Origin of the sequence: Sulfitobacter sp. CW3 (assembly GCF_019392245.1) — a bacterium.
GTDB lineage: Bacteria > Pseudomonadota > Alphaproteobacteria > Rhodobacterales > Rhodobacteraceae > Sulfitobacter.
The window spans coordinates 170,087-196,271 of sequence record NZ_JAHXRL010000005.1; the positions used below are offsets into that span (position 1 = coordinate 170,087).

Annotated in this window: 28 protein-coding genes; 15 read left to right on the forward strand and 13 right to left on the reverse strand. The window is 58.7% G+C overall.

What is annotated here, in order from left to right; translation table 11 throughout:
• The first annotated feature begins 53 nt into the window (after nt 1–53).
• The 6 genes from cysG (at nt 54) to KZZ06_RS13390 (ending at nt 5,499) form a co-directional block, all read left to right on the forward strand.
• Nucleotides 54–1,448, forward strand: coding sequence for a siroheme synthase CysG (gene cysG, locus KZZ06_RS13365; RefSeq protein WP_219580618.1), 1,395 nt, complete (start codon nt 54–56; stop codon nt 1,446–1,448).
• A complete protein-coding gene (locus KZZ06_RS13370) occupies nt 1,448–1,741 on the forward strand; it encodes a DUF2849 domain-containing protein (RefSeq protein ID WP_219580619.1) in 294 nt (97 codons plus the stop codon). The genes cysG and KZZ06_RS13370 overlap by 1 nt, the downstream gene beginning before the upstream one ends.
• Entirely contained in the window at nt 1,741–3,405 is a 1,665-nt protein-coding gene (locus KZZ06_RS13375; protein ID WP_219580620.1) for a nitrite/sulfite reductase, read from the forward strand. Before KZZ06_RS13370 ends, KZZ06_RS13375 begins: the two co-directional genes overlap by 1 nt.
• Nucleotides 3,395–4,180 carry a phosphoadenylyl-sulfate reductase gene (locus KZZ06_RS13380; protein ID WP_219580621.1) on the forward strand — a complete coding sequence of 262 codons (786 nt, stop codon included), beginning with the start codon at nt 3,395–3,397 and terminating at the stop codon, nt 4,178–4,180. The genes KZZ06_RS13375 and KZZ06_RS13380 overlap by 11 nt, the downstream gene beginning before the upstream one ends.
• Entirely contained in the window at nt 4,177–4,578 is a 402-nt protein-coding gene (locus tag KZZ06_RS13385) for a DUF934 domain-containing protein (RefSeq protein ID WP_219580622.1), read from the forward strand. The genes KZZ06_RS13380 and KZZ06_RS13385 overlap by 4 nt, the downstream gene beginning before the upstream one ends.
• A 72-nt stretch (nt 4,579–4,650) precedes the next feature.
• On the forward strand, nt 4,651–5,499 hold the full coding sequence (locus tag KZZ06_RS13390; protein WP_219580623.1) for a ferredoxin--NADP reductase: 849 nt from the start codon (nt 4,651–4,653) through the stop codon (nt 5,497–5,499).
• A gap of 81 nt (nt 5,500–5,580) precedes the next feature.
• On the opposite strand, the gene KZZ06_RS13395 is transcribed toward KZZ06_RS13390, so the two are convergent.
• Nucleotides 5,581–6,336, reverse strand: a complete 756-nt coding sequence (locus KZZ06_RS13395) for a hypothetical protein (RefSeq protein WP_219580624.1) — start codon at nt 6,334–6,336, stop codon at nt 5,581–5,583.
• Between the two features lie 205 nt (nt 6,337–6,541).
• Between KZZ06_RS13395 and infC the strand changes: the two genes are divergently transcribed.
• Nucleotides 6,542–7,090: a translation initiation factor IF-3 gene (gene infC, locus KZZ06_RS13400; protein ID WP_219580743.1), complete on the forward strand. Its 549-nt coding sequence runs from the start codon at nt 6,542–6,544 to the stop codon at nt 7,088–7,090.
• Between the two features lie 89 nt (nt 7,091–7,179).
• On the opposite strand, the gene KZZ06_RS13405 is transcribed toward infC, so the two are convergent.
• The 6 genes from KZZ06_RS13405 to KZZ06_RS13430 all read right to left on the reverse strand — a co-directional run bounded on the left by KZZ06_RS13405 (nt 7,180) and on the right by KZZ06_RS13430 (nt 15,081).
• Nucleotides 7,180–8,928: an OmpA family protein gene (locus tag KZZ06_RS13405; protein ID WP_219580625.1), complete on the reverse strand. Its 1,749-nt coding sequence runs from the start codon at nt 8,926–8,928 to the stop codon at nt 7,180–7,182.
• Nucleotides 8,929–9,085: 157 nt separating this feature from the next.
• The gene (locus tag KZZ06_RS13410; protein ID WP_219580626.1) at nt 9,086–9,877 is read right to left on the reverse strand and encodes a xanthine dehydrogenase family protein subunit M; all 792 of its coding nucleotides are present in this window, start codon (nt 9,875–9,877) and stop codon (nt 9,086–9,088) included.
• A 121-nt stretch (nt 9,878–9,998) separates the two neighbouring features.
• Complete coding sequence (locus tag KZZ06_RS13415; protein WP_219580627.1) at nt 9,999–12,362, reverse strand: xanthine dehydrogenase family protein molybdopterin-binding subunit; 2,364 nt, start codon at nt 12,360–12,362, stop codon at nt 9,999–10,001.
• Nucleotides 12,363–12,522: 160 nt separating this feature from the next.
• Nucleotides 12,523–13,008: a (2Fe-2S)-binding protein gene (locus KZZ06_RS13420; protein WP_219580628.1), complete on the reverse strand. Its 486-nt coding sequence runs from the start codon at nt 13,006–13,008 to the stop codon at nt 12,523–12,525.
• A 124-nt stretch (nt 13,009–13,132) separates the two neighbouring features.
• The gene (locus tag KZZ06_RS13425; protein WP_219580629.1) at nt 13,133–14,116 is read right to left on the reverse strand and encodes a molybdopterin-binding protein; all 984 of its coding nucleotides are present in this window, start codon (nt 14,114–14,116) and stop codon (nt 13,133–13,135) included.
• Nucleotides 14,113–15,081 carry an XdhC family protein gene (locus KZZ06_RS13430; RefSeq protein WP_219580630.1) on the reverse strand — a complete coding sequence of 323 codons (969 nt, stop codon included), beginning with the start codon at nt 15,079–15,081 and terminating at the stop codon, nt 14,113–14,115. The genes KZZ06_RS13425 and KZZ06_RS13430 overlap by 4 nt, the downstream gene beginning before the upstream one ends.
• A 137-nt stretch (nt 15,082–15,218) precedes the next feature.
• Here KZZ06_RS13430 and KZZ06_RS13435 point away from each other — a divergent pair, with 137 nt between their 5' ends.
• The 4 genes from KZZ06_RS13435 (at nt 15,219) to KZZ06_RS13450 (ending at nt 17,218) form a co-directional block, all read left to right on the forward strand.
• A complete protein-coding gene (locus tag KZZ06_RS13435) occupies nt 15,219–15,455 on the forward strand; it encodes a BolA/IbaG family iron-sulfur metabolism protein (protein WP_219580631.1) in 237 nt (78 codons plus the stop codon).
• 18 nt (nt 15,456–15,473) lie between these two features.
• On the forward strand, nt 15,474–15,719 hold the full coding sequence (locus KZZ06_RS13440; RefSeq protein ID WP_219580632.1) for a hypothetical protein: 246 nt from the start codon (nt 15,474–15,476) through the stop codon (nt 15,717–15,719).
• Entirely contained in the window at nt 15,716–16,078 is a 363-nt protein-coding gene (gene grxD, locus KZZ06_RS13445; RefSeq protein ID WP_219580633.1) for a Grx4 family monothiol glutaredoxin, read from the forward strand. The genes KZZ06_RS13440 and grxD overlap by 4 nt, the downstream gene beginning before the upstream one ends.
• 219 nt (nt 16,079–16,297) lie before the next feature.
• Nucleotides 16,298–17,218: a calcium/sodium antiporter gene (locus KZZ06_RS13450; RefSeq protein ID WP_219580634.1), complete on the forward strand. Its 921-nt coding sequence runs from the start codon at nt 16,298–16,300 to the stop codon at nt 17,216–17,218.
• Nucleotides 17,219–17,251: 33 nt separating this feature from the next.
• On the opposite strand, the gene KZZ06_RS13455 is transcribed toward KZZ06_RS13450, so the two are convergent.
• Nucleotides 17,252–17,644, reverse strand: coding sequence for a cell division protein ZapA (locus KZZ06_RS13455; protein WP_219580635.1), 393 nt, complete (start codon nt 17,642–17,644; stop codon nt 17,252–17,254).
• Nucleotides 17,644–18,165 (reverse strand): hypothetical protein, encoded by a 522-nt coding sequence (locus tag KZZ06_RS13460; protein WP_219580636.1) that lies wholly within the window; start codon nt 18,163–18,165, stop codon nt 17,644–17,646. Before KZZ06_RS13460 ends, KZZ06_RS13455 begins: the two co-directional genes overlap by 1 nt.
• A gap of 234 nt (nt 18,166–18,399) precedes the next feature.
• Between KZZ06_RS13460 and tkt the strand changes: the two genes are divergently transcribed.
• On the forward strand, nt 18,400–20,415 hold the full coding sequence (gene tkt, locus KZZ06_RS13465) for a transketolase (RefSeq protein ID WP_219580637.1): 2,016 nt from the start codon (nt 18,400–18,402) through the stop codon (nt 20,413–20,415).
• 79 nt (nt 20,416–20,494) lie between these two features.
• Here the strand turns inward: tkt and KZZ06_RS13470 are convergent, their stop codons facing one another.
• Nucleotides 20,495–21,487, reverse strand: a complete 993-nt coding sequence (locus KZZ06_RS13470) for a DUF808 domain-containing protein (RefSeq protein WP_219580638.1) — start codon at nt 21,485–21,487, stop codon at nt 20,495–20,497.
• A gap of 192 nt (nt 21,488–21,679) precedes the next feature.
• On the opposite strand from KZZ06_RS13470, the gene gap (KZZ06_RS13475) reads away from it, so the two are divergent.
• The 3 genes from gap (KZZ06_RS13475) to gap (KZZ06_RS13485) all read left to right on the forward strand — a co-directional run bounded on the left by gap (KZZ06_RS13475) (nt 21,680) and on the right by gap (KZZ06_RS13485) (nt 24,048).
• Complete coding sequence (gap, locus tag KZZ06_RS13475; RefSeq protein WP_219580639.1) at nt 21,680–22,681, forward strand: type I glyceraldehyde-3-phosphate dehydrogenase; 1,002 nt, start codon at nt 21,680–21,682, stop codon at nt 22,679–22,681.
• A 97-nt stretch (nt 22,682–22,778) separates the two neighbouring features.
• Complete coding sequence (locus KZZ06_RS13480) at nt 22,779–22,922, forward strand: hypothetical protein (protein ID WP_219580640.1); 144 nt, start codon at nt 22,779–22,781, stop codon at nt 22,920–22,922.
• Between the two features lie 124 nt (nt 22,923–23,046).
• On the forward strand, nt 23,047–24,048 hold the full coding sequence (gap, locus tag KZZ06_RS13485) for a type I glyceraldehyde-3-phosphate dehydrogenase (RefSeq protein WP_219580641.1): 1,002 nt from the start codon (nt 23,047–23,049) through the stop codon (nt 24,046–24,048).
• 4 nt (nt 24,049–24,052) lie between these two features.
• Here the strand turns inward: gap (KZZ06_RS13485) and coaD are convergent, their stop codons facing one another.
• The 3 genes from coaD to KZZ06_RS13500 all read right to left on the reverse strand — a co-directional run bounded on the left by coaD (nt 24,053) and on the right by KZZ06_RS13500 (nt 26,044).
• Nucleotides 24,053–24,550, reverse strand: a complete 498-nt coding sequence (gene coaD / locus KZZ06_RS13490; RefSeq protein ID WP_219580642.1) for a pantetheine-phosphate adenylyltransferase — start codon at nt 24,548–24,550, stop codon at nt 24,053–24,055.
• Nucleotides 24,551–24,651: 101 nt separating this feature from the next.
• The gene (locus tag KZZ06_RS13495) at nt 24,652–25,086 is read right to left on the reverse strand and encodes a CBS domain-containing protein (RefSeq protein WP_219580643.1); all 435 of its coding nucleotides are present in this window, start codon (nt 25,084–25,086) and stop codon (nt 24,652–24,654) included.
• A 61-nt stretch (nt 25,087–25,147) separates the two neighbouring features.
• The gene (locus KZZ06_RS13500) at nt 25,148–26,044 is read right to left on the reverse strand and encodes a LysR family transcriptional regulator (protein WP_219580644.1); all 897 of its coding nucleotides are present in this window, start codon (nt 26,042–26,044) and stop codon (nt 25,148–25,150) included.
• Nucleotides 26,045–26,185 lie beyond the last annotated feature (141 nt).

Consider the following 26,185-nt stretch of genomic DNA (forward strand, 5'->3'; position numbering starts at 1 on the left):
CATATCGGAATTATTTCCTATATATACAACAAGCCAAGCGCAAGGACAGCATCATGGATCATTTCCCAATTTTCCTTTCCACCAAAGGGCAACGTATTGTGTTGTCCGGCGGCGGTGACGCGGCACTGGCCAAGCTGCGCCTGTTGATGAAATCCCAAGCCAAGATCAGTGTCTACGCGACTGCCCCCGCGCCCGAGCTGGTCCAATGGGCCGATGCGGGCCGGCTGACGCTGCATACCCGTGCGCTTCAGCTTGGTGATGTTCTATGCGCGAAACTGTTCTATGCCGCCGACGAAGATGCCGTGGAAGACGCCCGCACTGCCGCCATCGCACGAGCTGAGGGTGCGTTGGTCAACATCGTCGATAACCTGCACGACAGCGCCTTTATCACGCCCGCCATTGTTGACCGTGATCCCGTCACCATCGCCATCGGTACCGAAGGGGCCGCCCCCGTGCTGGCCCGCGCGATCAAGGCCGACCTAGAGGAACGCCTGCCCGCAACACTGGGTACGCTGGCGCGCATCGGTAAAGGGTTTCGCAAAGTGGCAGACGCTCTGCCCTTTGGTCGGGCGCGCCGCGATTTCTGGCGCGACTATTATTTCAACGCTGGCCCCCGTGCTGTAGCTGACGGCGAAGCGGCAGTCGGCGAGGCGCTTGATAACCTGCTGGCCGATCACCTGACCCGTGCGGCGCGCGCCGGTCACATCGCCTTTGTCGGTGGTGGCCCCGGTGATCCCGAACTTCTGACACTGAAAGCCCGCCGCGCCTTGGACGAGGCCGACGTGGTGATCTATGACCGCCTGATCAGCCCCGAGATCCTTGAGCTTGCGCGCCGCGAGGCACTGATGATCGATGTCGGCAAGGAAGGCTTCGGCCCCTCGACCGCCCAGGAAACCATCAACGATCTGCTGGTCGAACACGCGCGAAGCGGTGCCCAAGTCGTACGCCTGAAATCCGGCGATGCGACAGTGTTTGGCCGTCTGGACGAAGAAATCGACGCGGTTGATGCCCATAATATCGGCTGGCACATCGTGCCGGGCATCACGTCAGCCTCTGCCGCTGTCGCCGCCATCGGGCAAAGCCTGACCAAGCGTGGGCGCAACGCCAGCGTCAGGTTTCTGACCGGCCACGACATGAAAGGCTTTGCCGATCACGACTGGGCTACCTTGGCGCGTCCGGGCGAAGTTGCCGCTATCTATATGGGCAAGAAATCCGCCCGTTTTATCCAAGGCCGCCTGATCATGCACGGCGCGGATCGCGCCACGCCTGTGACCGTGATCGAAAACGCCTCGCGGCCCGAACAACGCATTCTGGAAACCACGCTGGACCGTTTGCCCGCCGATCTAACCGACGCCGAGATGAACGGCCCCGCGTTGACATTCTACGGCCTTGCCCCGCGCGCGGCGGCACTGGCCTCAACAGAAATCCTGCAAGAGGAGATGGCATAATGGCCAAGCCCTTTACCCCCAAAGTTGTCACTGCAAACGCCCTGCTTGAAGGCGACGTGATCTATCAAACCGCCACCGGCTGGACCCGCGATCTGACACAAGCCGAGGTGCTGACCGACGAGGCCGATGCCGATCTGCGCATGATCGATGCCAGCCAGCAAATTGATTTGGTCGTCGGCGTCTATCTTGCCGATGTTGACCCCGATCCGGTGCCACAGCCCGTCCATTTCCGCGAGGCGTTTCGCGCCAATGGCCCGTCAAACTATGCCCATGGCAAACAGGAGACCCTGTAATGTATAGCTATACCGAATTCGACGACGCCTTTCTGGCCGAACGCAACGCACAATTCCGCGCGCAGGTTGAACGCCGCATCGACGGCTCCCTGACCGAGGATGAATTCAAGCCCCTGCGCCTGATGAACGGTCTTTATCTGCAACTGCACGCCTATATGCTGCGCGTGGCCATCCCCTATGGCACGCTGAACGGCACGCAAATGCACAAGCTGGCCGACATCGCAGACAAGTGGGATAAGGGCTATGGCCACTTTACCACGCGCCAGAACATCCAATACAACTGGCCGCAATTGCGCGATGTGCCGGACATGCTGGATGCACTGGCCGAGGTAAACATGCACGCGATCCAGACCTCTGGTAACACCATCCGCAACGTAACGGCCGACCATTTCGCCGGTGCCGCCGCAGACGAGGTCGCCGACCCGCGCCCCGTGGCCGAACTGATCCGTCAATGGTCAACCGATCACCCCGAATTCCAGTTCCTGCCGCGTAAATTCAAGGTCGCCGTTTCCGGTGCCCCCCATGACCGCGCCGTGATCAAAGCCCATGACATCGGGTTGCAAATCGTTGAACAGGACGGCGTGCTTGGCTTTCAGGTAATCGTTGGCGGCGGCCTTGGCCGCACCCCGATGATCGGCAAGGTGCTCTATGATTTCGTCGCAAGCGAAGACCTGCTGCCCACCCTCGAAGCTATCGTGTCGGTTTACAACCTGCTGGGCCGCCGCGATAATAAATACAAGGCACGCATCAAGATCACCGTGCACGAAAACGGCATCGAAGACATCCGCGCCCGTGTTGACGCACGCTATGCGCTGATCCGCCCGCAGTTCACCGGCGTAGACCAACAGATGCTTGCCCGGATCGAAGCGGATTTTGCCCAACCAACATTCAAGACCGCCCCACTAGACGCCTATACCGCGGCCTATGACAGCGATCCCGTCTTCCGCAGCTGGGCCGATACAAATCTGGCCGACCACCACGCGCCGGGCTATGCGATTGTATCCATCAGCCTCAAGGCCCATGGCGCGACGCCCGGCGATGCAACCGCTCACCAGATGCATGTGATGGCTGACCTTGCGGCTCAATATGGCCATGATGAACTCCGCATCAGCCACGAGCAAAACGTGATCCTGCCCCATGTGCACCGCGCCGACCTGCCGGCCCTGCACGCCGCGCTGAAATGCGCGGGGCTTGCCACGGCAAACATCGGGCTGATCTCCGATATCATCGCCTGCCCCGGCATGGATTACTGCGCGCTGGCCACGGCCCGCTCGATCCCGATCGCGCAGGAAATCGCGACCCGCTTTGATGAACTCAAGCTGGAACACGAGGTCGGCCCGCTCAAGATTAAAATCTCGGGCTGTATTAACGCCTGTGGTCACCACCACGTGGGTCATATCGGTATCCTTGGCCTTGATCGCGCAGGCGTCGAAAACTACCAGATCACTCTGGGCGGTGACGGCACCCAAGACGCGGCCATCGGCGAGCGCGCCGGCCCCGGTTTCTCGGCGGATGAAATCATCCCCGCCATTGAACGTCTGGTGCGCGGCTATCTCGACCTGCGCAGCGAATCCACTGAAACGTTCTTGCAAACCTACCGCCGTCTTGGGTTGGCCCCTTTCAAGGCCGCCCTTTATCCGGAAGCCCGTGCCAATGCCGCGTGACGCTCTCATTCCAAATGGACAAAAAATCCTCCCCGAAGGGCCGGATCGCGTCGCACAGCTGACCGCGCAAGTGGATGCGCTGAACGATCAACTGCGCCATCACAGCGCCACGGATGTGCTGCGCGCGGCGATTGAACATGTGCCAAACCTCGCGCTGGTGTCCAGTTTTGGCGCGGAATCGGTAGCCTTGCTGCATCTGGCGGCGATGGTGAAACGCGATCTGCCGGTCGTGTTCATCGACACCGAAATGCTGTTTGCCGAAACGCTGGTCTATCAGCACGAGCTGGCCGAACGTTTGGGCCTGCGCAACATCCAGACCATACGTGCCGCAGACATCGCGGACAAAGACCCCGACGGCACGTTGCACCTGCGCGACACTGATGCCTGCTGCGCGCTTCGCAAAACCTTTCCCTTGCAGACCGCCCTCGAAGGGTTCGACGGCTGGGTCACGGGTCGCAAACGGTTCCAATCTGGCACCCGCGCGTCGCTCCCGTTTTTCGAGGTCGAAACCCCGCCAAATGCGCCTGCGCGGATCAAGGTGAACCCGCTGGCCCATTGGCAGGCATCAGACGTGTCTGATTATATTGATGAAAACCGCCTGCCTCGGCATCCGCTGGTGGCCCAGGGGTATCCCAGCATCGGCTGCGCGCCCTGCACATCAAAGGTCAAACCCGGCGAAGACCCCCGCGCAGGGCGTTGGCGCAACAGTGAAAAAGAAGAATGCGGCATCCATTTTGTCGACGGTAAAATGGTGCGGATAGGAGCAGACACATGACACAATTGGTAACCGATCAGGGTTTTGTTGCAGACGACTGGACAGCCGGTTTCACGGCAATGGACTGCGCGAATGACGCGGCCTCGCTTGATGTACCGTCAGACGCGCAGCCGGATGACATCCAGCTTACGTCGACCTTGCAGATGATCCGTATTGATTTCCCCAGCTCGGCCGACGGTCGCGGGTTCACAATCGCACGCAACCTGCGTCTGCGTGGCTATACCGGACGTCTGCGTGCCCACGGCCATGTTTTGGCCGATCAATACGCCATGGCCAGACGTTCAGGCTTTGACGAGGTCGAGATCAATGATGATCTGGCCGCGCGTCAGCCGCAGGATCAATGGCTGGCCCGCGCCAACTGGCAAAGCCATGACTATCAGACGCGGCTGCGTGGCTAAGACCGGCCTTTTCCCTCCCCCCCACTTGCCCCTATACAAAGGACGGCGGGCCAATTGCCTGTCGATGAAATAATGACCGAGCAGACAATCGTGCCCCAAACTGACGCCAAACCCGTACCCACCTTGCCCGACGCTCAAACCGTCACTTCCGTAAAACACTGGACGGATCGGTTGTTTTCCTTCCGCGTGTCACGCCCCGCATCGCTGCGGTTCAGGTCGGGTGAATTCGTGATGATCGGCCTGATGGGCGATCCGGACCCGAAAACAGGCAAGCAAAAGCCGTTGCTGCGCGCCTATTCCATCGCCTCGCCGTCATGGGACGAAGAGTTGGAGTTTTATTCGATCAAGGTGCAAGACGGTCCTTTGACCTCGAAATTGCAGCATATCCAGCCTGGTGACCAGATTATCCTGCGACCCAAGCCTGTTGGCACGCTTGTGCATGACGCGCTGTTGCCCGGCAAACGTTTGTGGCTGTTTGCCACAGGCACCGGTTTCGCGCCCTTTGCGTCGCTCCTGCGCGAGCCTGAAACCTATGAGAACTTTGATCAAGTCATCGTCACGCACACCGTGCGCGATCTGGCCGAGCTGGATTACAGCCGCAGCCTGATCGAAGAAATCCAGAACGACGAGATGATGCACGAACTGATCGGCAAGGATAATCTGGCCAAGATCGTTTACTATCCAACCACCACCCGTGAACAAAGCCCCAAGATGGGCCGCATCACCACCCTGCTGGAGGACGGGACCGTCTTTGCAGATCTTGGCATTGACGGGATCAACGCAGAAACAGACCGTGGCATGGTCTGCGGCAGCCTTGGCTTTAACAAAGACATCAAAGAAGTCCTTGAAGGGTTTGGTCTGGAAGAAGGGGCCAATTCGGACCCCAAGCACTACGTGGTCGAAAAGGCCTTTGTCGGCTAAACGCCCCTACCCTGCAGACATGAAAAAACCGCGCCCTCTTACGAAGGCGCGGTTTTCTTGTTTCAGGCTGATCGGATCAGATCACATGTCCAGTGCTGCGCGGATACGACCAAGGATCGCTTCCAATGCTTCTGGGTTGTCTTGGGCAGCAGTCAAACCACGTTTGAACATGGTCTTTTGCAGCTCTGGCAACGACGACTGATCAACAAGCGCTTGAGCCTCATCAAGGTCAAACCCTGCAACAGTTGTCGCGTCGGCGGCGACGCTAGCATCTGCTGCGGGCGTCTCAACGGTTGCTTCGGCAGCAGCGTCTGCTGTGGCCTCGGCTGCGGTGTCCGCTGTGGCCTCGACCGATGCAGTTGCGTCTGTTGCAGCGGTTTCAGCTGCGGTTACCGCATCAGATGCGGCATCAGCTGCTTCGGATGCTGTCTCGGACACGGCGGCGGCTGCGTTTTCTGCGGCCTCGGCGGCGGCGTCTGTCGCCTCGGATGCTGTCTCGGATACGGCTGTGGCCGCGTCGGACGCTGCTTCTGCTGCGGCTTCTGTTGCAGCGGTTGCGGTGTCGGCAACCGCAGTGGCAGCATCGGATGCGGCCTCTGTTACGGCATCTGCGGCGGCTTCTGCGGCTTCCGCTGTCGCGTCAACAGCGTCAGCTACTGCACCTTCGGTTGCATCCACGGCTTCGCCAACGGCGGCTGTAGCGCTTTCCAGTGCTTCGGGTGCATTCACGGCATCGGCTGCCTCGGTCGCGATTTCTTGCACCGAACGACCGGAATACAGCATGTATCCCCCAATTGCGATTACCGCCGCAATAATGATCCAGACTAGATTTTTCATGTTTTATGTGTCCCTTTAGACCAACTAGCTTCGTTGCTGCACACGTGAAACGCGTGCTTATCGGCTCAAATGAGGCTTAGACCACGTAGTTGCAACCCGAATTGCCCATTTTGCTCAAGTATAGCCCATTTTGCGTCTTGAAGAAGGGCGATGGCGCGTTTACCTTCTGACTTCGAGAATTCGGAACAATCAAAGGACGTTCATCATCGCTCGCAGACCCCATAACGCGCCGCCACAAAGAGATACAGGCCCGCGCATTAACGAAAATATCCGCTCTAACGAAATTCGCCTTATTGGTGCCGACGGTGAAAACGTCGGGGTCGTGACACCCGGCCGCGCCATGGAAATGGCCGAAGAAGCTGGACTGGACTTGGTCGAGATTTCTCCCAATGCCAACCCGCCCGTGTGCAAGATCATGGATTTCGGCAAATTCAAATACGAGACCCAAAAGCGCGAAGCCGAAGCGCGCAAAAAGCAAAAGATCATCGAAATCAAAGAGGTCAAGTTCAGACCGAACACCGATACCAATGACTATGACGTCAAAATGCGTAACGTGTTCAAGTTTCTGGACAATGGCGACAAGGTAAAGATCACGCTGCGGTTCCGCGGTCGTGAAATGGCGCACCAGAATCTGGGCCGCGAGCTGCTGGAACGTGTGGCAGAAGACACCAAAGAAGTCGGCCGCGTCGAGAACTTTCCAAAGATGGAAGGCCGCCAGATGGTCATGCTGATCGGCCCTATGCCGAACAAATAAACCGTTTTATAGGTTCTTAAGCAGATTGCTTAAACGCAAACGCCCCCGCGGTATCCTCGCGGGGGCGTTTTTCATTTAAATTTGTCGAATTATTGACGCAGCAAACCGGTGATGTTGCGCACCACAGCGCGGCGGTTCAATGGCTCTGCGTCCAAGGTGCGGACTTTCAACGCGCTTTCGCCATAGCCTTGGGTAATCAGGTTGGCTGGCGGCACGTCGAAATATTCGGTCAACGCAAGGGCAACGGTTTCCGCACGGCGGTCAGACAGCGCAAGGTTATAGCCCGCATCGCCAACCGCATCAGTGTGGCCTTCGACCAATATCACCGTCCGGGGATCCTTGCGAATGGCGTTGCTGATGGCCGTTCCAATCTTGGCCAGCGATTTCGCCTGCTCTGGCCGGATCGCCGAAGACCCTGTCGCAAAGCGCACCGCATCCAGTTCGATTTCCGGGGCCAGCGCACGTACTTGACGGATATCTCGTACCTGACGCAGCGAATACCGCTGTGCCTGATCGCCGCGCATTTGGGTTTCCAAGGCGATACGCAACGCTTCTTCGTTTTGCTGGCTGGCCAGCGTGTTGCGTTGTTCGATCTGCGGCAGTTCATTCACCACAACGCGACGTTCCTCGCGTGTGTCATCGAACAGCACATATTCGTTGCCCTGCGCGTCAATATTAATGCGTCGCAATACGGTGCCATCACGGCCCAGTATCGTCACAACCTGGCTGCCGTCGGGCTTGGTCACAGTGGTGCGCGCAGACCCGTCATTAAACGTCTCGCGGCGCACTTCGTCACCGGCCTGACGAACCAGCGCGTCGTCATCCTTCAACACGCGCAAATCGCCATACTGGTCTTCGACAACCAACCGATCACCCGAGTTGCTGACAACCTTGGACCCGTTTTTCAACACCGCGCCCACGGCAACAGCCCCCAAGCCCAACAGCAGTGCTTTCTCGAATTTGCTCATGCCGTCGTCTTCTTGCGGGGCGGCTTGGGTAGCGGCAGTCGCAGACGCGTCCCCTGTCACTTGGGTCTCAAACTCTTGGTCAGAGCTACGGGTTTGCGCGGCTGTGACTTCCTCGGTCTCAACCTGCGCTTCCGCTTCACCACTATCCGCAGCGGCCACTGCCTCAGCGGCGGCAGAGGCTTCGGCCGCGCGTTGTTCCTGACGCGCTTCCTCTGCCGCTTGTTGTGCGGCCAACTCGGCTGCGATCTGCTCTTCGGTTTGCGGTGCCACAGCCGGTGCGGCTTCGGCTTGGGCCTCTGGGGCCGGTGTCACTGGGGCTGGTGTCTCTGCCGCAACTTCTGCTTGTGGCTCTGCTGTCACCTCGGCTTGTGCGTCGGGGGCAACCTCAGCCTGCGCAGCGGGTGCCGGTTCTGCTGCGGGAACGGCTTCTCGCGCGGCCGATTGGGCCGCAGCCTGATCCGCTGCCTGTTGATCCGCCACAGCTTTCGCTTCCGCATCAGCCGCGATTTGCGCGGCAATCGCCTCTTCCTGCGCTGCAGCCGCATCCTCTGCCGCCTGCGCTTCCAACGCGTCAGCCGCAGCTTGGGCTTCTGCAGCGGCCTCTGCTTCAACGCTTGCATCAGCTTCAACTTCAGCCGGGGCCTCAACAGCTCCAGTCGCATCCAACATGCCTGAAACGGTCCCCTGAAGCTGCTCTGCCAGTTGCTCGGCGTTCAGCACCTCAGTGCCATCCGCCAAAACGCAGGGAAATACCGCCTCGGCACCTTCTGGGGCACAGGTGACGGTCGCAGATTGCGCAAACCCGCCCGAGGGTAATGCCAGCGCCACACACATCGTCAACGACGTCGTCGATTTCAGAATTCTAAACATTTCATGTCCTTATGAAATTATACTCCAACGCCGTTCGGGCAGCGCTTAATGATAAACACATGCCGATAGATTAAGTTCCAGCACCCCTACATCAGACAGCGGAAAGCCGCCTTTGATCGCTCAAAGACGGCTTTGCCAGATAGAAAATGCTGATGGTTTAGGTCAGCGCAGCAACGGCCCGCTTGGTCATCACACCCACCAGATGCGCGCGGTAATCGCCCGATCCATGCAGATCGCTGATCATTCCACCACCATCCACCGTCAGCCCCTCAATCGCGCCTGCGTCAAAATTCGACGACAGCGCGTCCTCCGCATCGGTCCAGCGGAAAACGCCATTTTCCGACGCGCCAGTAACCGCAACGCGCACGCCATCGGCAAACTTGGCGACAAATACAGCCACCAATGGGAACCGCGACGCAGGCTGGATAAATTTCTCGTAATGCGCTTTTTCAGGGATCGGGAACTTCACTTCCGTAACGATCTCACCCTCTTCAAGCGCAGTCGCGAACATCCCCTCAAAGAAATCATCCGCCGCGATTTCACGCGCATTGGTCACAACCGTCGCACCGCTGGCCAGAACCGCCGACGGATAACAGGCTGACGGGTCGTTATTGGCGACCGATCCGCCGATTGTACCACGGTTGCGCACAGCCGGATCGCCGATCCGCGCCGCCAATCCGGCAAGCGCGGGATATTGCGCGGCCGCTTCTTTCGCGACCACCGCATGAAGCGTGCCACCCCCTATACAAAGACGGCCCTGACCATCGGTGGAAATGCCCTGCATCTCTGCGATACCGCGAAGCGATACCAAAACCGACGGCATCGCCAAACGCGCCTTTAGCGTCGGGATCAAAGTCTGGCCGCCACTGATCGGCTGCGCCTCTTCACGCCCCAAGGCCGCAACCGCATCCGCGATGCTGGTCGGCTTCTCTACATCAAAATTATACATCTTCCGTCCTTCCAATCAGAGAGCGGGCCATAGCCCTTACTCCCCTCTTCATTTTGCCAAGTAAACTCCGGGGGTGTGGGGGCTGGCCCCCACTCCCGTCCTATCCTCTTATCCGTTCATCTTATCCGTTCATCGCCGCCCAAACGCGCGCTGGCGTCACGGGCATGTCGATATGCCCGACGTCCTTGCCGCCCGACCGCATTGCGTCCAATACCGCGTTCACCACAGCAGGTGGCGATCCAATCGCACCCGCCTCGCCGCAGCCTTTGACGCCCAAGGGGTTGTGCGTACAGGGTGTCTGGCAGGAATGATCCACCGTATAGAACGGCAGATCGCTGGCACGTGGCATTGCGTAATCCATGTAGGATGCACTCAGCAACTGGCCATCGCTGTCATAGGTACAGTTTTCCATCAACGCCTGACCGATCCCTTGTGCCAGACCGCCATGAACCTGACCTGTCACGATCATCGGGTTCACGATATTGCCAAAGTCGTCAGCAGCCGCAAACCGTTCGATGGTGACATGACCTGTTTCCGGGTCCAGCTCGACCTCGCAGGCATAGGCACCCGACGGATAGGTAAAGTTGGACGGATCGTAAAACGCCGTCTCTTCCAGACCCGGTTCAATGTCTTCCAGCGGATAGTTATGCGGCACGTACGCGGCCAGGGTCACATCGCCCCAAGCCACGGATTTATCCGTGCCGGCCACGCTGAACGCACCATCTTTCAACTCGATATCGCCCTCGGACGCTTCCAGCAGGTGTGACGCGATCTTTTTCGCCTTGGCGATGATCTTTTCAGTGGCGCGCACCATGGCAGATCCGCCCACGGCAAGGGACCGAGACCCGTAAGTCCCCATACCCATTGGCGTATTGGCCGTATCACCATGCACGATCTCGATCATATCCTCGGGGATGCCGATCATTTCCGCGATCACCTGCGGGAATGCCGTCTCGTGGCCCTGCCCGTGGCTGTGCGATCCGGTCATCACCACCAGACCCCCGGTCGCATTCACCCGCACCGTGGCGGATTCGTACAGACCGGCACGCGCACCCAACTGGCCCACAAGATTCGACGGCGCGATGCCGCAAGCCTCAATATAGCAGTTTACGCCGAAGCCGCGCAACTTGCCTTTGGCCTCGGATGCGGTGCGGCGGGCGGCGAAACCGGCCATATCTGAAATCTCTTCCAGCTTGTCCATGGTCGCCACGTAATCGCCGGTGTCATATTCCACTGCCACTGGCGTGGCATAGGGGAATTCGGTAATAAAATTCTGACGGCGCAGGGCAATCGGATCAACGCCCAGTTCATGCGCACATTTATCGACCAGACGTTCCAGCTGATATGTCGCCTCGGGGCGGCCCGCGCCGCGATAGGCATCGACGGGAACGGTGTTGGTAAACACGGCCTTTACGTTCACATAGATCAGCGGCGTTTTATAGTTGCCCGCCATCAGCGTGCCGTGCAGCCATGTGGGAACGCTGGGTGCGAAGGTCGACAGATAGGCACCCATGTTGGCGTAAGTATCTGTACGCAAAGCGGTAAAGTTGTTGTCCTTGTCCAGCGCCATCTGAATTTTTGTGACGTGGTCGCGGCCATGGGCATCCGACATGAACGCCTCGGACCGGCTGGATGTCCATTTAACCGGACGGTTACAGGCCTTGGCAGCGAATGTGCAGAACGCCTCTTCTTGGTAGTGGAAGATTTTCGTGCCAAAACCGCCGCCTACATCGGGGGCTACAACGCGCAGTTTATGTTCAGGGATGCCCAGAACGAATGCGCCCATCAACAGGCGGATGACATGCGGGTTTTGCGAGGTAGTATAAAGCGTGTGATCGCCGGTGCCACGGGCATAGTCGCCAACAGCCACGCGCGGCTCCATCGGGTTGGCAACCAGACGGTTGTTGACCAGTTCCAGCGTGGTGACATGGGCGGCGTCCTTGAACGCCTGATCAACAGCACCTTTGTTTTCTTCGACGAAACCCCAGTCGTAACATAGGTTCGACGTCAGATCGTCATGCACCTTGGGCGCGCCCGCTTTCACGGCTTCCTTCATGTCGATGACGGCGGGCAGATCGGTGATGTCCAGCACGATGGCTTCGGCAGCATCGCGGGCCTCTGACAGCGATTCAGCCACAACGGCCGCGATCGGTTCCCCCACATGGCGCACTTTGCCGTGGGCCAGAACGGGGTGGCGCGGTTCTTGCATGACTTCGCCATGCTTGTCCGTGACCTGCCAACCGCAAGGGATCGATCCGACGGCTTCGAAATCGGCACCGGTGAAAATCTTGACCACGCCGGGCATGGCTTCGGCCGCCGATGTATCAACTGAATTCAACGTGCCATGCGCGATGTCCGAGCGCAGAAAGAACACATAGGCCTGACCGTGCAGGTTAATATCGTCGGTATAGTTACCTTCTCCGGTCAAAAACCGGATATCCTCGCGCCGCTTGCTGCTGGCACCAATTCCGCCATCCTTTGGCATAGTTAATCCTCCCTATGGGGTGCCGCATGTGGTGGGCACCATCGCGTTTGCAGGTTTATTCTGTTGGTGTGGCGCCACCCAGAACCGCAGGGATACGCCTTGTTTGTTGCGGGTTATTGCGCCTTCCCCGTGCCTCCCGCACAAGATAGACGCGCCGCTTTTACTCAGCCGCCAGCGCGCTGACGTCCTGGCCGGATGCGGCCATGATCGCTTTGACGATGTTGTGGTAACCGGTGCAACGGCAGATATTGCCGTCCAGATAATGGCGCACTTCGTCTTCGGTTGGCTTGGGGTTGTCTTTCAGCAGCGCCGAGGCAGACATTACCATGCCGGGGGTGCAAAAACCGCATTGCAAGCCGTGGTGATCCTGAAATGCCTGTTGGATCACGCTCAGCGATCCATCTGCATTGGCTACGGATTCGATGGTTTTGACATCTGCGCCCTCGGCTTCGACGGCCAGCATGGTGCAGGCTTTGACGGCTTCGCCATCCACATGCACGACGCAGGCACCACATTGGCTGGTGTCGCAACCGATATGCGTTCCCGTCAGGTTCAGGTTTTCACGCAGAAACGACGCCAACAGTGTACGGCCCTCAACCTCGCCAGACGCGGGCTTGCCGTTCACGGTCATTTTGACCTGTGTCATAGATATCCTCCCTTAGGTATTCTTGATCTCGTTAGGGCAAGTTAAGCATGCCACCCGCCAGTTGAGAACAAAAATATTTTTCAATCCGCGAATTTGGAGGGAATTTGCGTGGAAATCGCTGTCATTATCCCCGGCGTGGTTGGGGCCGAGTCGCAATTTCCTTGAGCAATCCACCAACGCCCATAGCCGCGATATCACGGTCTGTGACGGCAATGCCGCAGGCGATCCGCGCCAAGACCCAGTCGGCCCCATTCTGCGCAGGAGACCGTGCGCAACCGGGCAACCCGATTACCTGCTGCGATCCCAATGCGCCCAGAAACAGCAGGTTTCCCGGATCAACCGGCATGCCAAAACGTTCGACCGTGCCGCCAGCGGCGCGCAAGGCGGACGGGGCCACATCATCGATATCCGAGGTTGCCGATCCGGTCAGGATCAACACCAACCCCGTGTCCGCAGCTTTGATCGCGTCGCAGAGGGCCGCCGTCTGATGCGGCACCATCACCACTTCATTCAGCGCGATATCCAGCGCGGCAAGACGGTTCGCGATGGCCTCGCGGCCCTTGTCCCCTGCCCCTTTGGCGATCTCGGTGATGATCAATGTCGCATCGTGCAATACTGGCGGCGCAAGGCGGATCGCGCCACGTCCCGCGACACAGGCGCGCGCCAGATCATCCTGATCGACGCCATATGATATGATCTTGATCGTGGCGACCATGCCGCCGTTTGCCATCTGCTGAAACGGCGGCACGGTGGCCAGCGTGATCATCGGATGGACCGAATTAACGGCCTCCAACGCGGCAACATCCAGCAAGGCCACCCCCGGCCCCTTGGCCAGCAGGTTAACCCGCCCGGTAAAGGCATTTGTCATCTCAAGATGCGGATGATCGGCCAGCAATGCCTGCGCCAATTGCGCCGCAGCGGTGTTTTCATCCACGTCCGTGGTGGCCAGTTGCGCCACAGTGACCTGCGCAACCCCGGCGGCGAGCAGATCGGCGATATGGCTTTGCTCAAGCCGCACGCCCTTGCGCAGCCGCCCCTTGGGCAAGGCGACGGAATGCGCCAAAAGCGCGCCAACCGCATCCTGTGTGGCGATGGCCCCGAATTTCACGGTTTTCTCAGGCTTTGTACCATTTGCGCAAGGATCGCCACGGCAATTTCCGGCGGGCCTGCCGCCCCGATATCAAGGCCAACCGGCCCCGCGATCCGTGCAATGTCGTCCGCGCTGAACCCCGCCGCCTTCAGCCGGTCCACCCGCGACGCATGGGTGCGCGTCGATCCAAGCGCGCCGATGTAAAACGCCTGCGACCGCAATGCGATGTGCAACGCCGGGTCGTCCAGTTTCGGGTCGTGGGTCAGCAATACGACAGCACTGCGGCTATCGACACCGACCTGCTCCATTGCCGCATCGGGCCAATCATTGATGACACGGGCGTCAGGAAACCGCGCTTGCGATCCGAATGCCTCGCGCGGGTCGATCACCACCACGTCAAACCCCGCGATCTGCGCCATCGGTCCCAACGCCTGCGCAATATGCACCGCCCCCACGATAACCAGCCGCAGTGGCGGGTTGTGGATCGCGACAAAGGTTTCACCATCTTCCGCGACGCCGGACCGGTCCATCCGGAAACGGGTTTCATAGCCGTCGTGCACCAGACGCGCGCTGCCACCCGACAGCGACACTTCATAGCCGACCGGCACCCGCGCGGCACGTGCCTTGACCAGATCTGCCAGAACATCAAAGGGCATCCCGTCGTTGCCAATCGGTTCCACCAGCACGCGGATTTTACCGCCACAGGCCAGCCCCACGGCAAAGGCGTCGCCATCGCTGACACCGTATTCCAACAAGCGCGATGTGCCGTCCTCGATCGCCTCTAGCGCCTCGGTCACCACGGCCCCTTCGACGCAGCCGCCCGACACAGACCCCTGCATTTCGCCGTCGCCGGATATGGCCAACTGCGCGCCCACCCGGCGCGGGGCCGACCCCCAGGTTTCAACCACTGTGGCCAATGCAGCGCCACGGCCCGCTTGGGCCCATGCATAGGCGCGTTCTGGTGCGTCTTCAAAGATGTCCATCGGGGGTGTCTCCGGTTTTGCGGCGCGGTGCGGTTCGGTATATGTAGTGCGTCATCGGCAATCGCTCAATGAGATAACTTGCACGCCGCCGCGCGCACTACTACATCTTGGCTAACACAACCGAACGGAGCCGCCTCATGCCGATGCAAGCCAGCGATATCGAAGACCTTTTGCGCGAAACTTTTCCCAATGCCCAGATCGAGGTCCAAGGCAATGACGGTGTCCACATGGCCGCAATGGTCGTCGACGAAAGCTTTCGCGGGAAAAACCGCGTACAGCAGCAGCGCGCCGTCTACGCGGCCCTCAAGGGTAAAATGGACGGACCCAGCGGCGATTTGCATGCGCTGGCCCTGACCACCAAGGCCCCCGACTAACCCCAAGGAGCACGCGCCATGGACCTGACACTTGTCGTTATTCTGGCAGTTCTGGTGCTGATTGTGGCAGTGCTGCGCGGCCTGCAAGCCCTGCGCCATACCCGTGACACGGAACGCGGGTCGCTTCCCGGCAAGGGCTATCACGAGATCGAAACAACCTATCACTCTGGCGGTGGCGGGGGCGGACATCAAACCACGTACCGCATTCCCAAAGACCCGCAAGAATACGCCAAACGCTTTATACCAAAGGACAAATCGAAATGACCGATACAGCTACACAAATCAAAGATACCATCACATCCAACGACGTTGTGCTGTTCATGAAGGGCACAAAATCCATGCCACAATGCGGGTTTTCGTCTCGCGTCGCCGGTGTGCTGAACTATATGGAAGTCGAATTTGCCGACGTAAACGTGTTGGCTGACGAAGCGATGCGCCAAGGTATCAAGGACTTTTCCGATTGGCCCACCGTCCCGCAACTGTACGTCAAAGGCGAATTCGTCGGCGGCTGTGATATCATCACCGAAATGATGCTGTCGGGTGAATTGGATACATTGCTTGCTGAAAACGGCGTGAAATTCGACCAAGACGCTGCCGACAAAATCCGCGAAGCCAACGGCTGATGTGTCATGGGGCCGGCGCGTTTGGTGCCGGTCCCGTCGTTGATGATTTGGGCGGATCGCACTGGCCTTGCGCCATTAATGCGCCCCCAGATACTGTGAAACATAACGATTTTCGGCCGGCTGAAAATATTTTCGCCAGCCCTCTGTACCCCCTTGTACATGCGCCCAGCTGATCCCCATCTGTGATCCTGGCAGACGGATTGCCAGAGGATATTCATCTTGGATTACATCTATGTTGCGGTCGGGCTTTTGTGCCTATTTCTGGGCGGTGAGGCATTGGTGCGCGGCAGCGTCGGCATCGCGCAACGGCTAGCCATTTCACCCCTGTTGATCGGACTGACGGTCGTGGGGTTCGGCACCTCCATGCCCGAATTATTGGTATCGATCGAAGCGGCGTGGCGTGGCGTGCCTGACATTGCTGTTGGCAATATCGTCGGATCCAACATCGCCAACATCGCGTTGATTATGGGCATTACTGCGCTTGTTTGGCCGATCCAAGTGCCCGGTGCCACGTTGCGGCGCGACACGGGCGTGATGATCTTGGCCGCCGTGGCTTTGGTGCCGATTTTTATGACGGGGCAAATCGGCAGGCCAGCGGGCGGGATGCTGCTGGCCGGGCTGATCGGCTATCTGGTCTGGGCCTATTTGCGGCCCGGTGACATGACCGAAGACGATGCCCTTGGCGCAGAAAAACCCAAAGCGCTCGTATCGGTCCTATGGGTCGTTGCAGGTTTTGTCGCGTTGCTATTCGGGGCGCGTTTTTTGGTGGATGGTGCGGTTTCAATCGCCCGCGACGCCGGCCTGTCCGAGGCGTTTATCGGTTTGACGATCGTCGCGGTTGGCACGTCCCTGCCTGAATTGGCCACATCGGTGGTGGCTGCGTTTCGGCGGCAATCCGAAATCGCTATCGGCAACGTGATCGGGTCCAACATCTTTAACGTATTGGGCATTTTGGGGATCACAGCCGTGATCCAGCCAATCCCGGTGGCGGGCCGTTTCATGACGTTCGACTTGCCCGTGATGATCGCGCTGTCGCTGGCGATTACCGCGCTTTTCCTGACGCGCCCTGTGATCGGACGCCCCACGGGGCTAGTGCTTTTGGCGGGCTATGTTGGGTATGTGGTGCTGGCGCAGGGGTAACCCCCTGCCCAGACCACAGCAACCTAATACGGCCTAGCTTGCGACCCTGTCCTCGACCTCTTGGGCCAGGGATTCGGCGCGGGCGGCCATTTCGGCCAGACCGTCAGTGACCGCTTGCGGCACGACCGGCACTTCGATACGTTCGGGTTCGACCACGGTATTGCGCAGTTTTTCCAGCTCGGCCTCGCGTTCGGCCAATTCTTTCCGCACCTCGCCAAGCTGATCTTCGAAGCTGGCGGTTTTATCGGCCAGCAACAGGCCCGCCATCAACAGCATCCGCGCCTCTGGCATCCGGCCCACTTGATCCGACAGCACCTGTGCCTCGTCATCCAGCATCTTGGCGGCGGCGTGCAGATAGCTTTCTTCGCCTTCTTGGCAGGCGACTTCGAACTGGCGACTGCCGATGGAAATTGTAACTTCGGGCATCAAGCGTACTCCTGCGCGGCTTCAACGAGGGGCGTAAGGGTAGACAAGATCGCCTCTGCCTCGGCGATTTGGGCTGTGCGCGCGGCGCGCAAGGCATCCAATTCGGCTTGCATGGCCTGATTGATCAGATCCAGATCCCCCACCCCTTCTTGATTTGCGGTACGCAAGGCGGTGCAGGCCTCGGAGAGGCGCGCGTTGGCACCGCGAACCTGCTGCAATTCAACATCCAGCTGGGCCACCCGGGTTTGGGCCTCGCCCTCTTGGGCCAGCTTGGTTTCCAGCTCTTCAACCTTCGCTTCGGCCGCGCCCAGTTTGGCCTGTGCATCGGCCGCCGCAGTCTCAAGCTGGTCGTTGAGAGTTTTGATCCGTTCGGTCAACTGCGCATTGGCCAGACGTTCGTCTTCCAAGTCTTGTGACAGATCAGGCACGTCTTCTTTGGCAGGTGCCAGTTTTTCCAGACCGCGCGCCGCGCGCTCCATGGCGGCCAGAATACGGCCCTGCAATTGTTCTATGTCGCTCATGCCCTAATGCCCCTCGCAAGTTGCTTAGCCCAGTTTGCCAACCATCGAATCGGTGGTCAACACTGTTGCCGTCGATCCTACCTAAACCATACGCGGATTACTGCCCCTTTAAGAACAACATCTTGGCGCCAGCTTTTCGCACATGGGCCGCTGGCTTGTGGTTACCCTTGATCTTTGCGGGGTGGCTGGTATTGATCCGCCAAATGTAAATCCCCCTGATAAGGAAGCAGCACCGTGGACTTGAACGCACTTGCGAAAGCAAATCCTGAGCATTGGTCCAAAGCGACCGCCATTCGCGCCCTGACGTTGGACGCCGTCGCCGCCGCCAATTCCGGCCACTCAGGTATGCCCATGGGCATGGCAGATGTTGCAACTGTGCTGTTCGAAAAGCACCTAAAATTTGATGCATCTAATCCACTTTGGCCTGACCGTGACCGCTTTATTCTGTCCGCCGGTCACGGGTCGATGTTGATCTATTCGCTGCTGCATCTTGTGGGCGACGCGCAATTCCCCCTCGAAGAGCTGAAAAACTTCCGTCAGATGGGCGCACGCACTGCGGGCCACCCTGAAAACTTCCTGGCCGATGCGATTGAAACAACCACCGGCCCCTTGGGTCAGGGGATTGCGAATTCCGTGGGCTTTGCCATGGCCGAAGAAATCCAGCGCGCCCAATATGGCAAGAAGATCGTCGATCACTTTACCTATGTGATCGCAGGCGACGGCTGCCTCATGGAAGGCGTCAGCCAAGAGGCCATCGCCCTGGCCGGACGTCACAAGCTGAGCAAGCTGGTCGTGATGTGGGACAATAACAACATCACCATCGATGGCCCCGTCACCCTGTCCGACACCGTTGATCAAGTGGCCCGTTTCAAGGCCGCCGGTTGGCATGTTGTTGAAATCGACGGTCACAACCCCGATCAGATTGACGCCGCCCTCACAGAGGCACGCAAATCCGATCTGCCTTCGATGATCGCCTGCAAAACCCACATCGCCTTGGGTCACGCCGCACAAGATACGTCCAAAGGCCACGGCGCATTGACCGATGCCGATCAGATGGCTGCCGCCAAGGCCGCCTATGGCTGGACAACCGGCCCGTTCGAAGTGCCCGCCGATGTGAAATCCGCATGGGAAGCCATCGGCGCACGCGGCGTAGAGACCCGTAAAGAATGGGAAGAACGTTTCGACGCCATGTCCCGCACCAAGCGCGAGGAGTTCAACCGCGCATTGGCAGGCGATGCGCCCAAAAAGCTGTCCGCCACCGTCAAGGCGTTCAAAAAGCAGATTTCCGAATCTGCGCCGAAACTGGCCACCCGCGCCAGCAGCGAAAAGACGCTTGAGGTGTTGAACCCGCTGTATTCGGAAACCGTGGGCGGCTCGGCTGACTTGACCGGTTCGAACAACACTAAAACCGCCGATCTGGGCGTGTTTGACATCGACAACCGTGGTGGGCGCTATGTCTATTGGGGCATCCGCGAGCACGGCATGGCATCCGCGATGAACGGCATGGCGCTGCACGGCGGCATGCGCCCTTACGGCGGTACGTTCATGTGTTTCACCGATTACGCACGCCCCGCAATGCGTCTGGCCGCGTTGATGAAAGTGCCAACCGTGTTCGTCATGACCCATGACAGCATCGGTCTGGGCGAAGATGGCCCGACCCACCAGCCGGTTGAACATCTGGCGATTTCGCGCGCGACACCCAACACCTATGTGTTCCGTCCCGCCGACACGATTGAAACCGCCGAAGCATGGGAAATTGCGCTGACATCCAAAGACACACCATCGGTGCTGTCGCTGACCCGTCAGGGCCTGCCCACCGTGCGTCTTGAGCATAAGAACAAAAACCTCACCGAACAGGGTGCCTATGTGTTGGCCGATGCCGAAGGCAAACGTCAGGTGATCCTGATCGCCACCGGTTCCGAGGTCGAGATCGCCCTCAAAGCACGCGATATCCTGCAAGAGCAAGGCATTGGTACGCGCGTTGTCTCCATGCCCTGTATGGAGCTGTTCGCCGAGCAAGACGAAGCATACCGCCGCCGGGTTCTGCCCGCAGGCCCCGTGCGCGTTGGTGTCGAAGCTGCCGTGCGTCAAGGCTGGGACCGCTGGCTGACCGGCGAACGTGGCAAATGGAACAAGGCCGATTTCGTCGGCATGGACCGTTTCGGTGCCTCTGCCCCGGCGGAAGAGCTGTTCGAGAAATTCGGCATCACGGCACAGAACGTGGCCGACAAAGCCAAGGCGCTGCTGTAAGCCAGCCCGTCTTTCAGACATTAAAAAAGGGGGCCGCGATGGCCCCCTTTTGCATTTCAGACTTCAGACTGTCGTCAGATCAAGCCGCGTGGGCGTCTTTCTTTTTGCGGCTGAACACGGCACGCCACAGCGGCGTCACGATTTTCTCGCCCACAGGGATCAGGATCAGGCCAAGCGCCAGCCCGAACACACCGTCCATCGCCGCCTTGGCGATCCATTCGACAGCGGCGGTATAGGCGGCGGGCACCATGTGGCCCACATAGGCGGCTGCATCATGGATCAGGTGGCCCAAGGTGCCGAAACCCAGTTCCTCCATCCCGTGAATGATGATCGACCCCCCAACCCACAGCATCGCGGCGGTGCCGACAATGGTCAGCGTCGTTAGAAACTTGGGCATACCGCGCACAATCGCGCGGCCGATGGTGCGGGTGACGCCAAGATTGGCATTTTTCGCCATGTACAGCCCCACGTCGTCCGCCTTGACGATCAGCGCAACCGATCCGTAAACCGCGATGGTAATAATGACAGCCGCAGCCGCCAGTGCCGCTGCTTCCATCCAGAAATTGTCGACCGCGAGATTGGACAGAATGATCGTCATGATCTCGGCTGACAGGATAAAATCAGTCTTGATCGCGCCTTGGGCTTTGGCGTCTTCTAGATGGGCCGGGTCTTCGGTCGCTTCGGACTTGTCAGGATAATCATCATGCCCTGCCCCGCCGATCCCCAAGGCATGCGCGACTTTTTCGGCCCCTTCAAAACACAGATACGCGCCGCCCAGCATCAACAAAGGCGATATCGCCCATGGCGCGAAATTGGACAGGGCCAAACCGGCGGGCAGCAAAAATACCAGTTTGTTTTTAAGCGACCCTTTGGTGATCCGCCAGATGATCGGCAACTCGCGGTTGGCCTCGAATCCGTGGACATATTTCGGCGTCACGGCGGCGTCATCGATCACGGCCCCCGCCGCTTTTGCACTGGCTTTGGCGGCTTGCCCGAACACATCATCCACACTTGCTGCTGCAACCTTGGCGATTGCGGCCACGTCATCCAAAAGCGCCAGTAAACCACTCATCAAAATTCTCCAATTCAGTTAGCAATCAACTTAACCCAGCGACCCGCGAAGGCAATCACCCTGTAACATTTACCGCTAACATGCTGAGTTAACGCTAACATACGGAAATTATTCGCTTTTACCCTTTCAGTCACGCATAGGCTGCCGTTATAGAGCGCGCAACGTCACCCGCATTTTTTCAAAGGACGCCCCATGACGATCAAAGTTGGTATTAACGGATTTGGCCGCATTGGCCGCTGCACCCTGTCACATATCGCTGCTTCAGGGCGCGACGACATCGAAGTGGTCCGCATCAATGCCACTGGCCCGCTTGAGACAGCGGCGCATCTGATCAAATACGATTCCGTCCACGGGCGTTTTCCCAACGAGGTAAAAGTCGGCAACGGTACGCTGGATCTGGGCCAGGGCCCGATCGAGGTTATGTCGACCTATGACATGAACGAACTAAACTGGGACGGCTGCGATGTCGTTCTGGAATGCACCGGCAAATTCAACGACGGCAAAAAAGCCAACGTACATCTTGAGCGCGGCGCAAAACGTGTGCTGCTGTCGGCCCCCGGTAAAAACGTCGACCGTACGATCGTTTACGGTGTGAACGACCACGAACTGCAAGCGTCCGACACGATGATTTCCAACGGGTCCTGCACCACCAACTGTCTGGCCCCGCTGGCCAAAGTCCTGCAGGATTCCTTTGGCATCGAATATGGCATCATGACCACGATCCACAGCTATACGGGCGACCAGCCGACGCTTGATCGCCGCCATGACGACCTGTACCGCGCCCGCGCCGCGGCCATGGCGCTGATCCCGACCTCGACCGGTGCGGCGGCTGCCTTGGGCGAAGTGTTGCCCGCGCTTAAGGGCAAGCTGGACGGCACCGCCATGCGCGTGCCCACCCCCAACGTCAGCGCCGTTGACCTGACATTCCGCGCCGCGCGCGATGTCACCGTCGACGAAGTCAACGCCGCCATGCGCGCCGCCGCCGAAGGCCCGATGAAGCGCGTGCTGGGCTATGACCCCGAAAAGAAAGTCTCGATCGACTTTAACCACACCGAAGAAAGTTCAATCTTTGCGCCGGACCAGACCATGGTTGTGTCCGATCGCATGGTGCGCGTCTTGGCGTGGTACGACAACGAATGGGGCTTTTCCGTGCGCATGGCCGATGTTGCCGTCGCCATGGGCCACCTTGGCTAAGCCTTGCGGCACCGGCCCTGCCCTGTCATATCTGGGCCCTGTTTATTAATGGGGCCCATGTTTATGTGGGCTGGGCACCGCGCAAGGAAGATGCAGAATGAACACCCAAATCTCGCTGGTTCTGGCCGCCTTGCTGATCGGTGGTCTGGTTGTGGACAGCCTGTATTTTGGCACCGAACATCTTCTATTTTTAGCTAAAAAGTTTATGGACCTGCTTGAATGGGTCGCTTTCTGGCGCTGATCGGAAACACGCGCCCCTCATTTCCGGCGCTTTTCACCAATCCTGTCCCTAATTGCCGGTCCATCGGTTGACTTTTCGCCTTGGATCATCATGTTAGCGCTATCAAATTCAGGAGAACGCCCCGATGGCAACCAAACTCGCAATCAATGGCTTTGGCCGCATTGGCCGCAACGTACTGCGCGCTTTGATGGAACAGGGTGCCGATGACCTTCAGGTGGTCGCGATCAACGATCTGGCCCCGCTTGAAACCAACGCGCATCTGTTCGAATTCGATTCCGTTCATGGGCGCTATGGCCGGCCGGTAACGCTGGGCGATGGCACGATGGACGTGGGCCAAGGGCCAATTCGCGTCACATCCGAACGCGACCCCGCTGCCCTGCCATGGGGTGATGTGGATATCACGCTGGAATGTACCGGCATCTTTGTGACCCGCGACGGTGCCGCCAAGCACCTGGAAAACGGGTCGAAACGTGTCCTGATCTCGGCCCCCGGCAAAGACGCCATGAAAACAATCGTTTATGGCGTGAACCACGACATTCTTGATGCCGACGACATCGTGATGAGCAACGCGTCCTGCACCACCAACTGCATGGCCCCGCTGACCAAAACATTGCATGATGCGTTCGGTATTGTGCACGGTCACATGACGACGATCCACGCCTTTACCGGCGATCAACCGACCCATGACACGGCCCACAGCGATTTGTACCGCGCCCGCGCCGCATCATTGTCGATGATCCCAACCACAACCGGTGCTGCCAAAACGTTGGGCAAGGTGCTGCCAGAACTTGAGGGCATCATCGCCGGCACCGCGATCCGCGTGCCCACCCCGAACGTATCCTGCGTTGATCTGGTGATTGAGGTGTCGCGCAAGGTAACAGCCGAGGAAGTGAACAACCTTTTGCGCGCCGCATCCGAGGGCCCGCTGAAGGGCATCATGGGTATGGTCGACAAGCCGCTTGTATCGGTTGACCTGAACCACGACAGCCATTCCTGCGTCGTTGCCACCGATCAGACCTCGGTGCAAAACGGCACGCAGCTCCGCGTTTTGGCGTGGTATGATAACGAATGGGGTTTTTCGAACCGGATGCTTGATACATCCCGCGTGATCGCAAAATTCCTCTAAGGAATTACGCCGCTGAAAAACGTTTCTTAAGCTCGGTATTGACGGCGGGCGTCACAAATTTGCTGACGTCCCCGCCAAGCCGGGCAATTTCCTTGACCAGCTTGCTTGCAATCGCCTGATGTTCGGCTTCGGCCATCAGGAACACCGTCTCAATACTGTCATCCAGCTTACGGTTCATGCCAACCATCTGATATTCGTATTCAAAATCAGCAACGGCGCGTAATCCGCGTATGATCATCTGCGCGCCAACATCGCGGGCGCAATCGATCAGCAAGTTTTCAAACGGATGCACAACGATATCAGTGCCGGTTTCTTCGGACAGTGCCGCACATTCCGAATTGATCAGCGCCACACGTTCTTCCAGCTCGAACAAGGGGCCTTTATCACGGTTGATGGCCACGCCAATCACCAGCTTGTCGACCAAGGTCGCAGCCCGGCGGATGATATCAAGGTGCCCCAAAGTGATCGGGTCAAAGGTGCCGGGATACAGGCCAACGCGCATAGGGTAATCCAGTCTTCTTGTGTCGTAAAATTTGCGGCAGGCAACCATTTAAGCGCCTGAAACGCAACGGCCTATTTTGCGCATTTTTGGGAACGTTGGGGCTAATGCCCCATGATCATCCCTTCAAGGGCGTCTTTCTCCATCGACAGCTCCATCAGGCGGGCCTTGACCACATCGCCCAGCGAAATCAATCCGATCAAAGCACCGTCTTCCAATACAGGCATGTGACGAAAACGCCCCTCGGTCATTTTGTTCAGGATCGCATCCGATGTCTCGTCTTTGGTGCAGGTCACCAGCTTGCGTGTCATCAGGCTTTCAACGGTCATTTTCAGACAATTGCCGCCCTGACGCCCCAACTCGCGCACGATATCGCGCTCCGACAGGATACCGTCGGGGTTTTTGCCATCGCTTGATATCACCAAGGTCCCGATCCGTTTTTCCGCCAACATCTGCGCCGCATCCGCGATCAGCATGCCGGGTTTGACTGTGGTCACACTGTCATCTGCCTTGGTTTTCAGGATTTGAGATACAAGCATTTTAGAGCCCTCCGCAATAATATTACTCTAAAGCCTAGGTTCCCTTTAATGGTGTTGCCTGTCAAGTATTTGCCTCAAGCCTTAAGACCTCTGCTCGAATACCCTGTGCGAGCTCATCTGCAAAACGGCTCAATCTTTGGTTGCGGCGGTCATCCTCATGCCGGATCAGGTAAAATGCCCGGCTCAACGCCACCTGCGATGTCAAAACACGGGCGACGCCAGGGGTGGCTGGCAGGCAAAAGTCATGCACTATGCCAACGCCCCCACCCTGCCGGATCATATTCACCTGTACAGAAACCGAATTGGACGCCAACGGAACACGGGTCATGCCCAATTCGGTCAGATAATCCAGCTCCCGGTCAAAGATCATATCGGGGATATAGCCGACCAACCGATGCCCTTGCAGATCAGCTGTCGTGCGAATGGGCGCGCTGCTGCTCAGATACCCCTCGGACGCGGCCAGATGCAGCTGATAGTCCGTGATCTTTTGCACCACCAACCGCCCCGCGGTGGGCGCGCTGACGCCAATTGCCATATCCGCCTCGCGGCGCGACAGGTTGAACACCCGCGGCAAGGCCACAATCTGAATATCCAGCTCGGGGTTGGCCTCAATCAGCCGCGCACAGACCTGCGGCAACAGATAGTTCGCGCAGCCGTCCGGCGCACCGATCCGAATTTGCCCCCGCAACCTATCCGACGGCTCCGCCACCTCGGCCGTGGCCACACGCATGGCCTGCTCGGCCGCCTCAGCACGTTCCAACAACTGCGCGCCCGCCTCGGTCAGGGCATAGCCCGTTGGGGATTTCACAAATAAAACCGCCCCCAGCCCCTTTTCCACCCGTGCCATGCGCCGCCCCAAAGTCGCCGGATCCAGCCTCAAAATCTTGCCCGCGCCCGACAGGCTCTGCTCGCGCGCAACCGCCAGAAACAACCGCAGATCATCCCAATTCCCTAACACGCGCCACTCCTCATTTCATTTTGCCAAGTAAACTCCGGGGGAGTCCAAAGGACGGGGGCTGGCCCCCTACCCGCTGTGCAAACCGCACATACGTCATGCAAAAATGCAAAACAGTTTTGACTTCATGCCCCTTTCACAATC

Coding starts and splice junctions, on each gene's coding strand:
- cysG (WP_219580618.1), top strand. CDS start 54: ATGGATCATTTCCCAATTTTCCTTTCCACCAAAGGGCAACGTATTGTG.
- KZZ06_RS13370 (WP_219580619.1), top strand. CDS start 1,448: ATGGCCAAGCCCTTTACCCCCAAAGTTGTCACTGCAAACGCCCTGCTT.
- KZZ06_RS13375 (WP_219580620.1), top strand. CDS start 1,741: ATGTATAGCTATACCGAATTCGACGACGCCTTTCTGGCCGAACGCAAC.
- KZZ06_RS13380 (WP_219580621.1), top strand. CDS start 3,395: ATGCCGCGTGACGCTCTCATTCCAAATGGACAAAAAATCCTCCCCGAA.
- KZZ06_RS13385 (WP_219580622.1), top strand. CDS start 4,177: ATGACACAATTGGTAACCGATCAGGGTTTTGTTGCAGACGACTGGACA.
- KZZ06_RS13390 (WP_219580623.1), top strand. CDS start 4,651: ATGACCGAGCAGACAATCGTGCCCCAAACTGACGCCAAACCCGTACCC.
- KZZ06_RS13395 (WP_219580624.1), bottom strand. CDS start 6,336: ATGAAAAATCTAGTCTGGATCATTATTGCGGCGGTAATCGCAATTGGG.
- KZZ06_RS13405 (WP_219580625.1), bottom strand. CDS start 8,928: ATGTTTAGAATTCTGAAATCGACGACGTCGTTGACGATGTGTGTGGCG.
- KZZ06_RS13410 (WP_219580626.1), bottom strand. CDS start 9,877: ATGTATAATTTTGATGTAGAGAAGCCGACCAGCATCGCGGATGCGGTT.
- KZZ06_RS13415 (WP_219580627.1), bottom strand. CDS start 12,362: ATGCCAAAGGATGGCGGAATTGGTGCCAGCAGCAAGCGGCGCGAGGAT.
- KZZ06_RS13420 (WP_219580628.1), bottom strand. CDS start 13,008: ATGACACAGGTCAAAATGACCGTGAACGGCAAGCCCGCGTCTGGCGAG.
- KZZ06_RS13430 (WP_219580630.1), bottom strand. CDS start 15,081: ATGGACATCTTTGAAGACGCACCAGAACGCGCCTATGCATGGGCCCAA.
- KZZ06_RS13435 (WP_219580631.1), top strand. CDS start 15,219: ATGCCGATGCAAGCCAGCGATATCGAAGACCTTTTGCGCGAAACTTTT.
- KZZ06_RS13440 (WP_219580632.1), top strand. CDS start 15,474: ATGGACCTGACACTTGTCGTTATTCTGGCAGTTCTGGTGCTGATTGTG.
- grxD (WP_219580633.1), top strand. CDS start 15,716: ATGACCGATACAGCTACACAAATCAAAGATACCATCACATCCAACGAC.
- KZZ06_RS13455 (WP_219580635.1), bottom strand. CDS start 17,644: ATGCCCGAAGTTACAATTTCCATCGGCAGTCGCCAGTTCGAAGTCGCC.
- KZZ06_RS13460 (WP_219580636.1), bottom strand. CDS start 18,165: ATGAGCGACATAGAACAATTGCAGGGCCGTATTCTGGCCGCCATGGAG.
- KZZ06_RS13470 (WP_219580638.1), bottom strand. CDS start 21,487: ATGAGTGGTTTACTGGCGCTTTTGGATGACGTGGCCGCAATCGCCAAG.
- gap (WP_219580639.1), top strand. CDS start 21,680: ATGACGATCAAAGTTGGTATTAACGGATTTGGCCGCATTGGCCGCTGC.
- KZZ06_RS13480 (WP_219580640.1), top strand. CDS start 22,779: ATGAACACCCAAATCTCGCTGGTTCTGGCCGCCTTGCTGATCGGTGGT.
- gap (WP_219580641.1), top strand. CDS start 23,047: ATGGCAACCAAACTCGCAATCAATGGCTTTGGCCGCATTGGCCGCAAC.
- coaD (WP_219580642.1), bottom strand. CDS start 24,550: ATGCGCGTTGGCCTGTATCCCGGCACCTTTGACCCGATCACTTTGGGG.
- KZZ06_RS13495 (WP_219580643.1), bottom strand. CDS start 25,086: ATGCTTGTATCTCAAATCCTGAAAACCAAGGCAGATGACAGTGTGACC.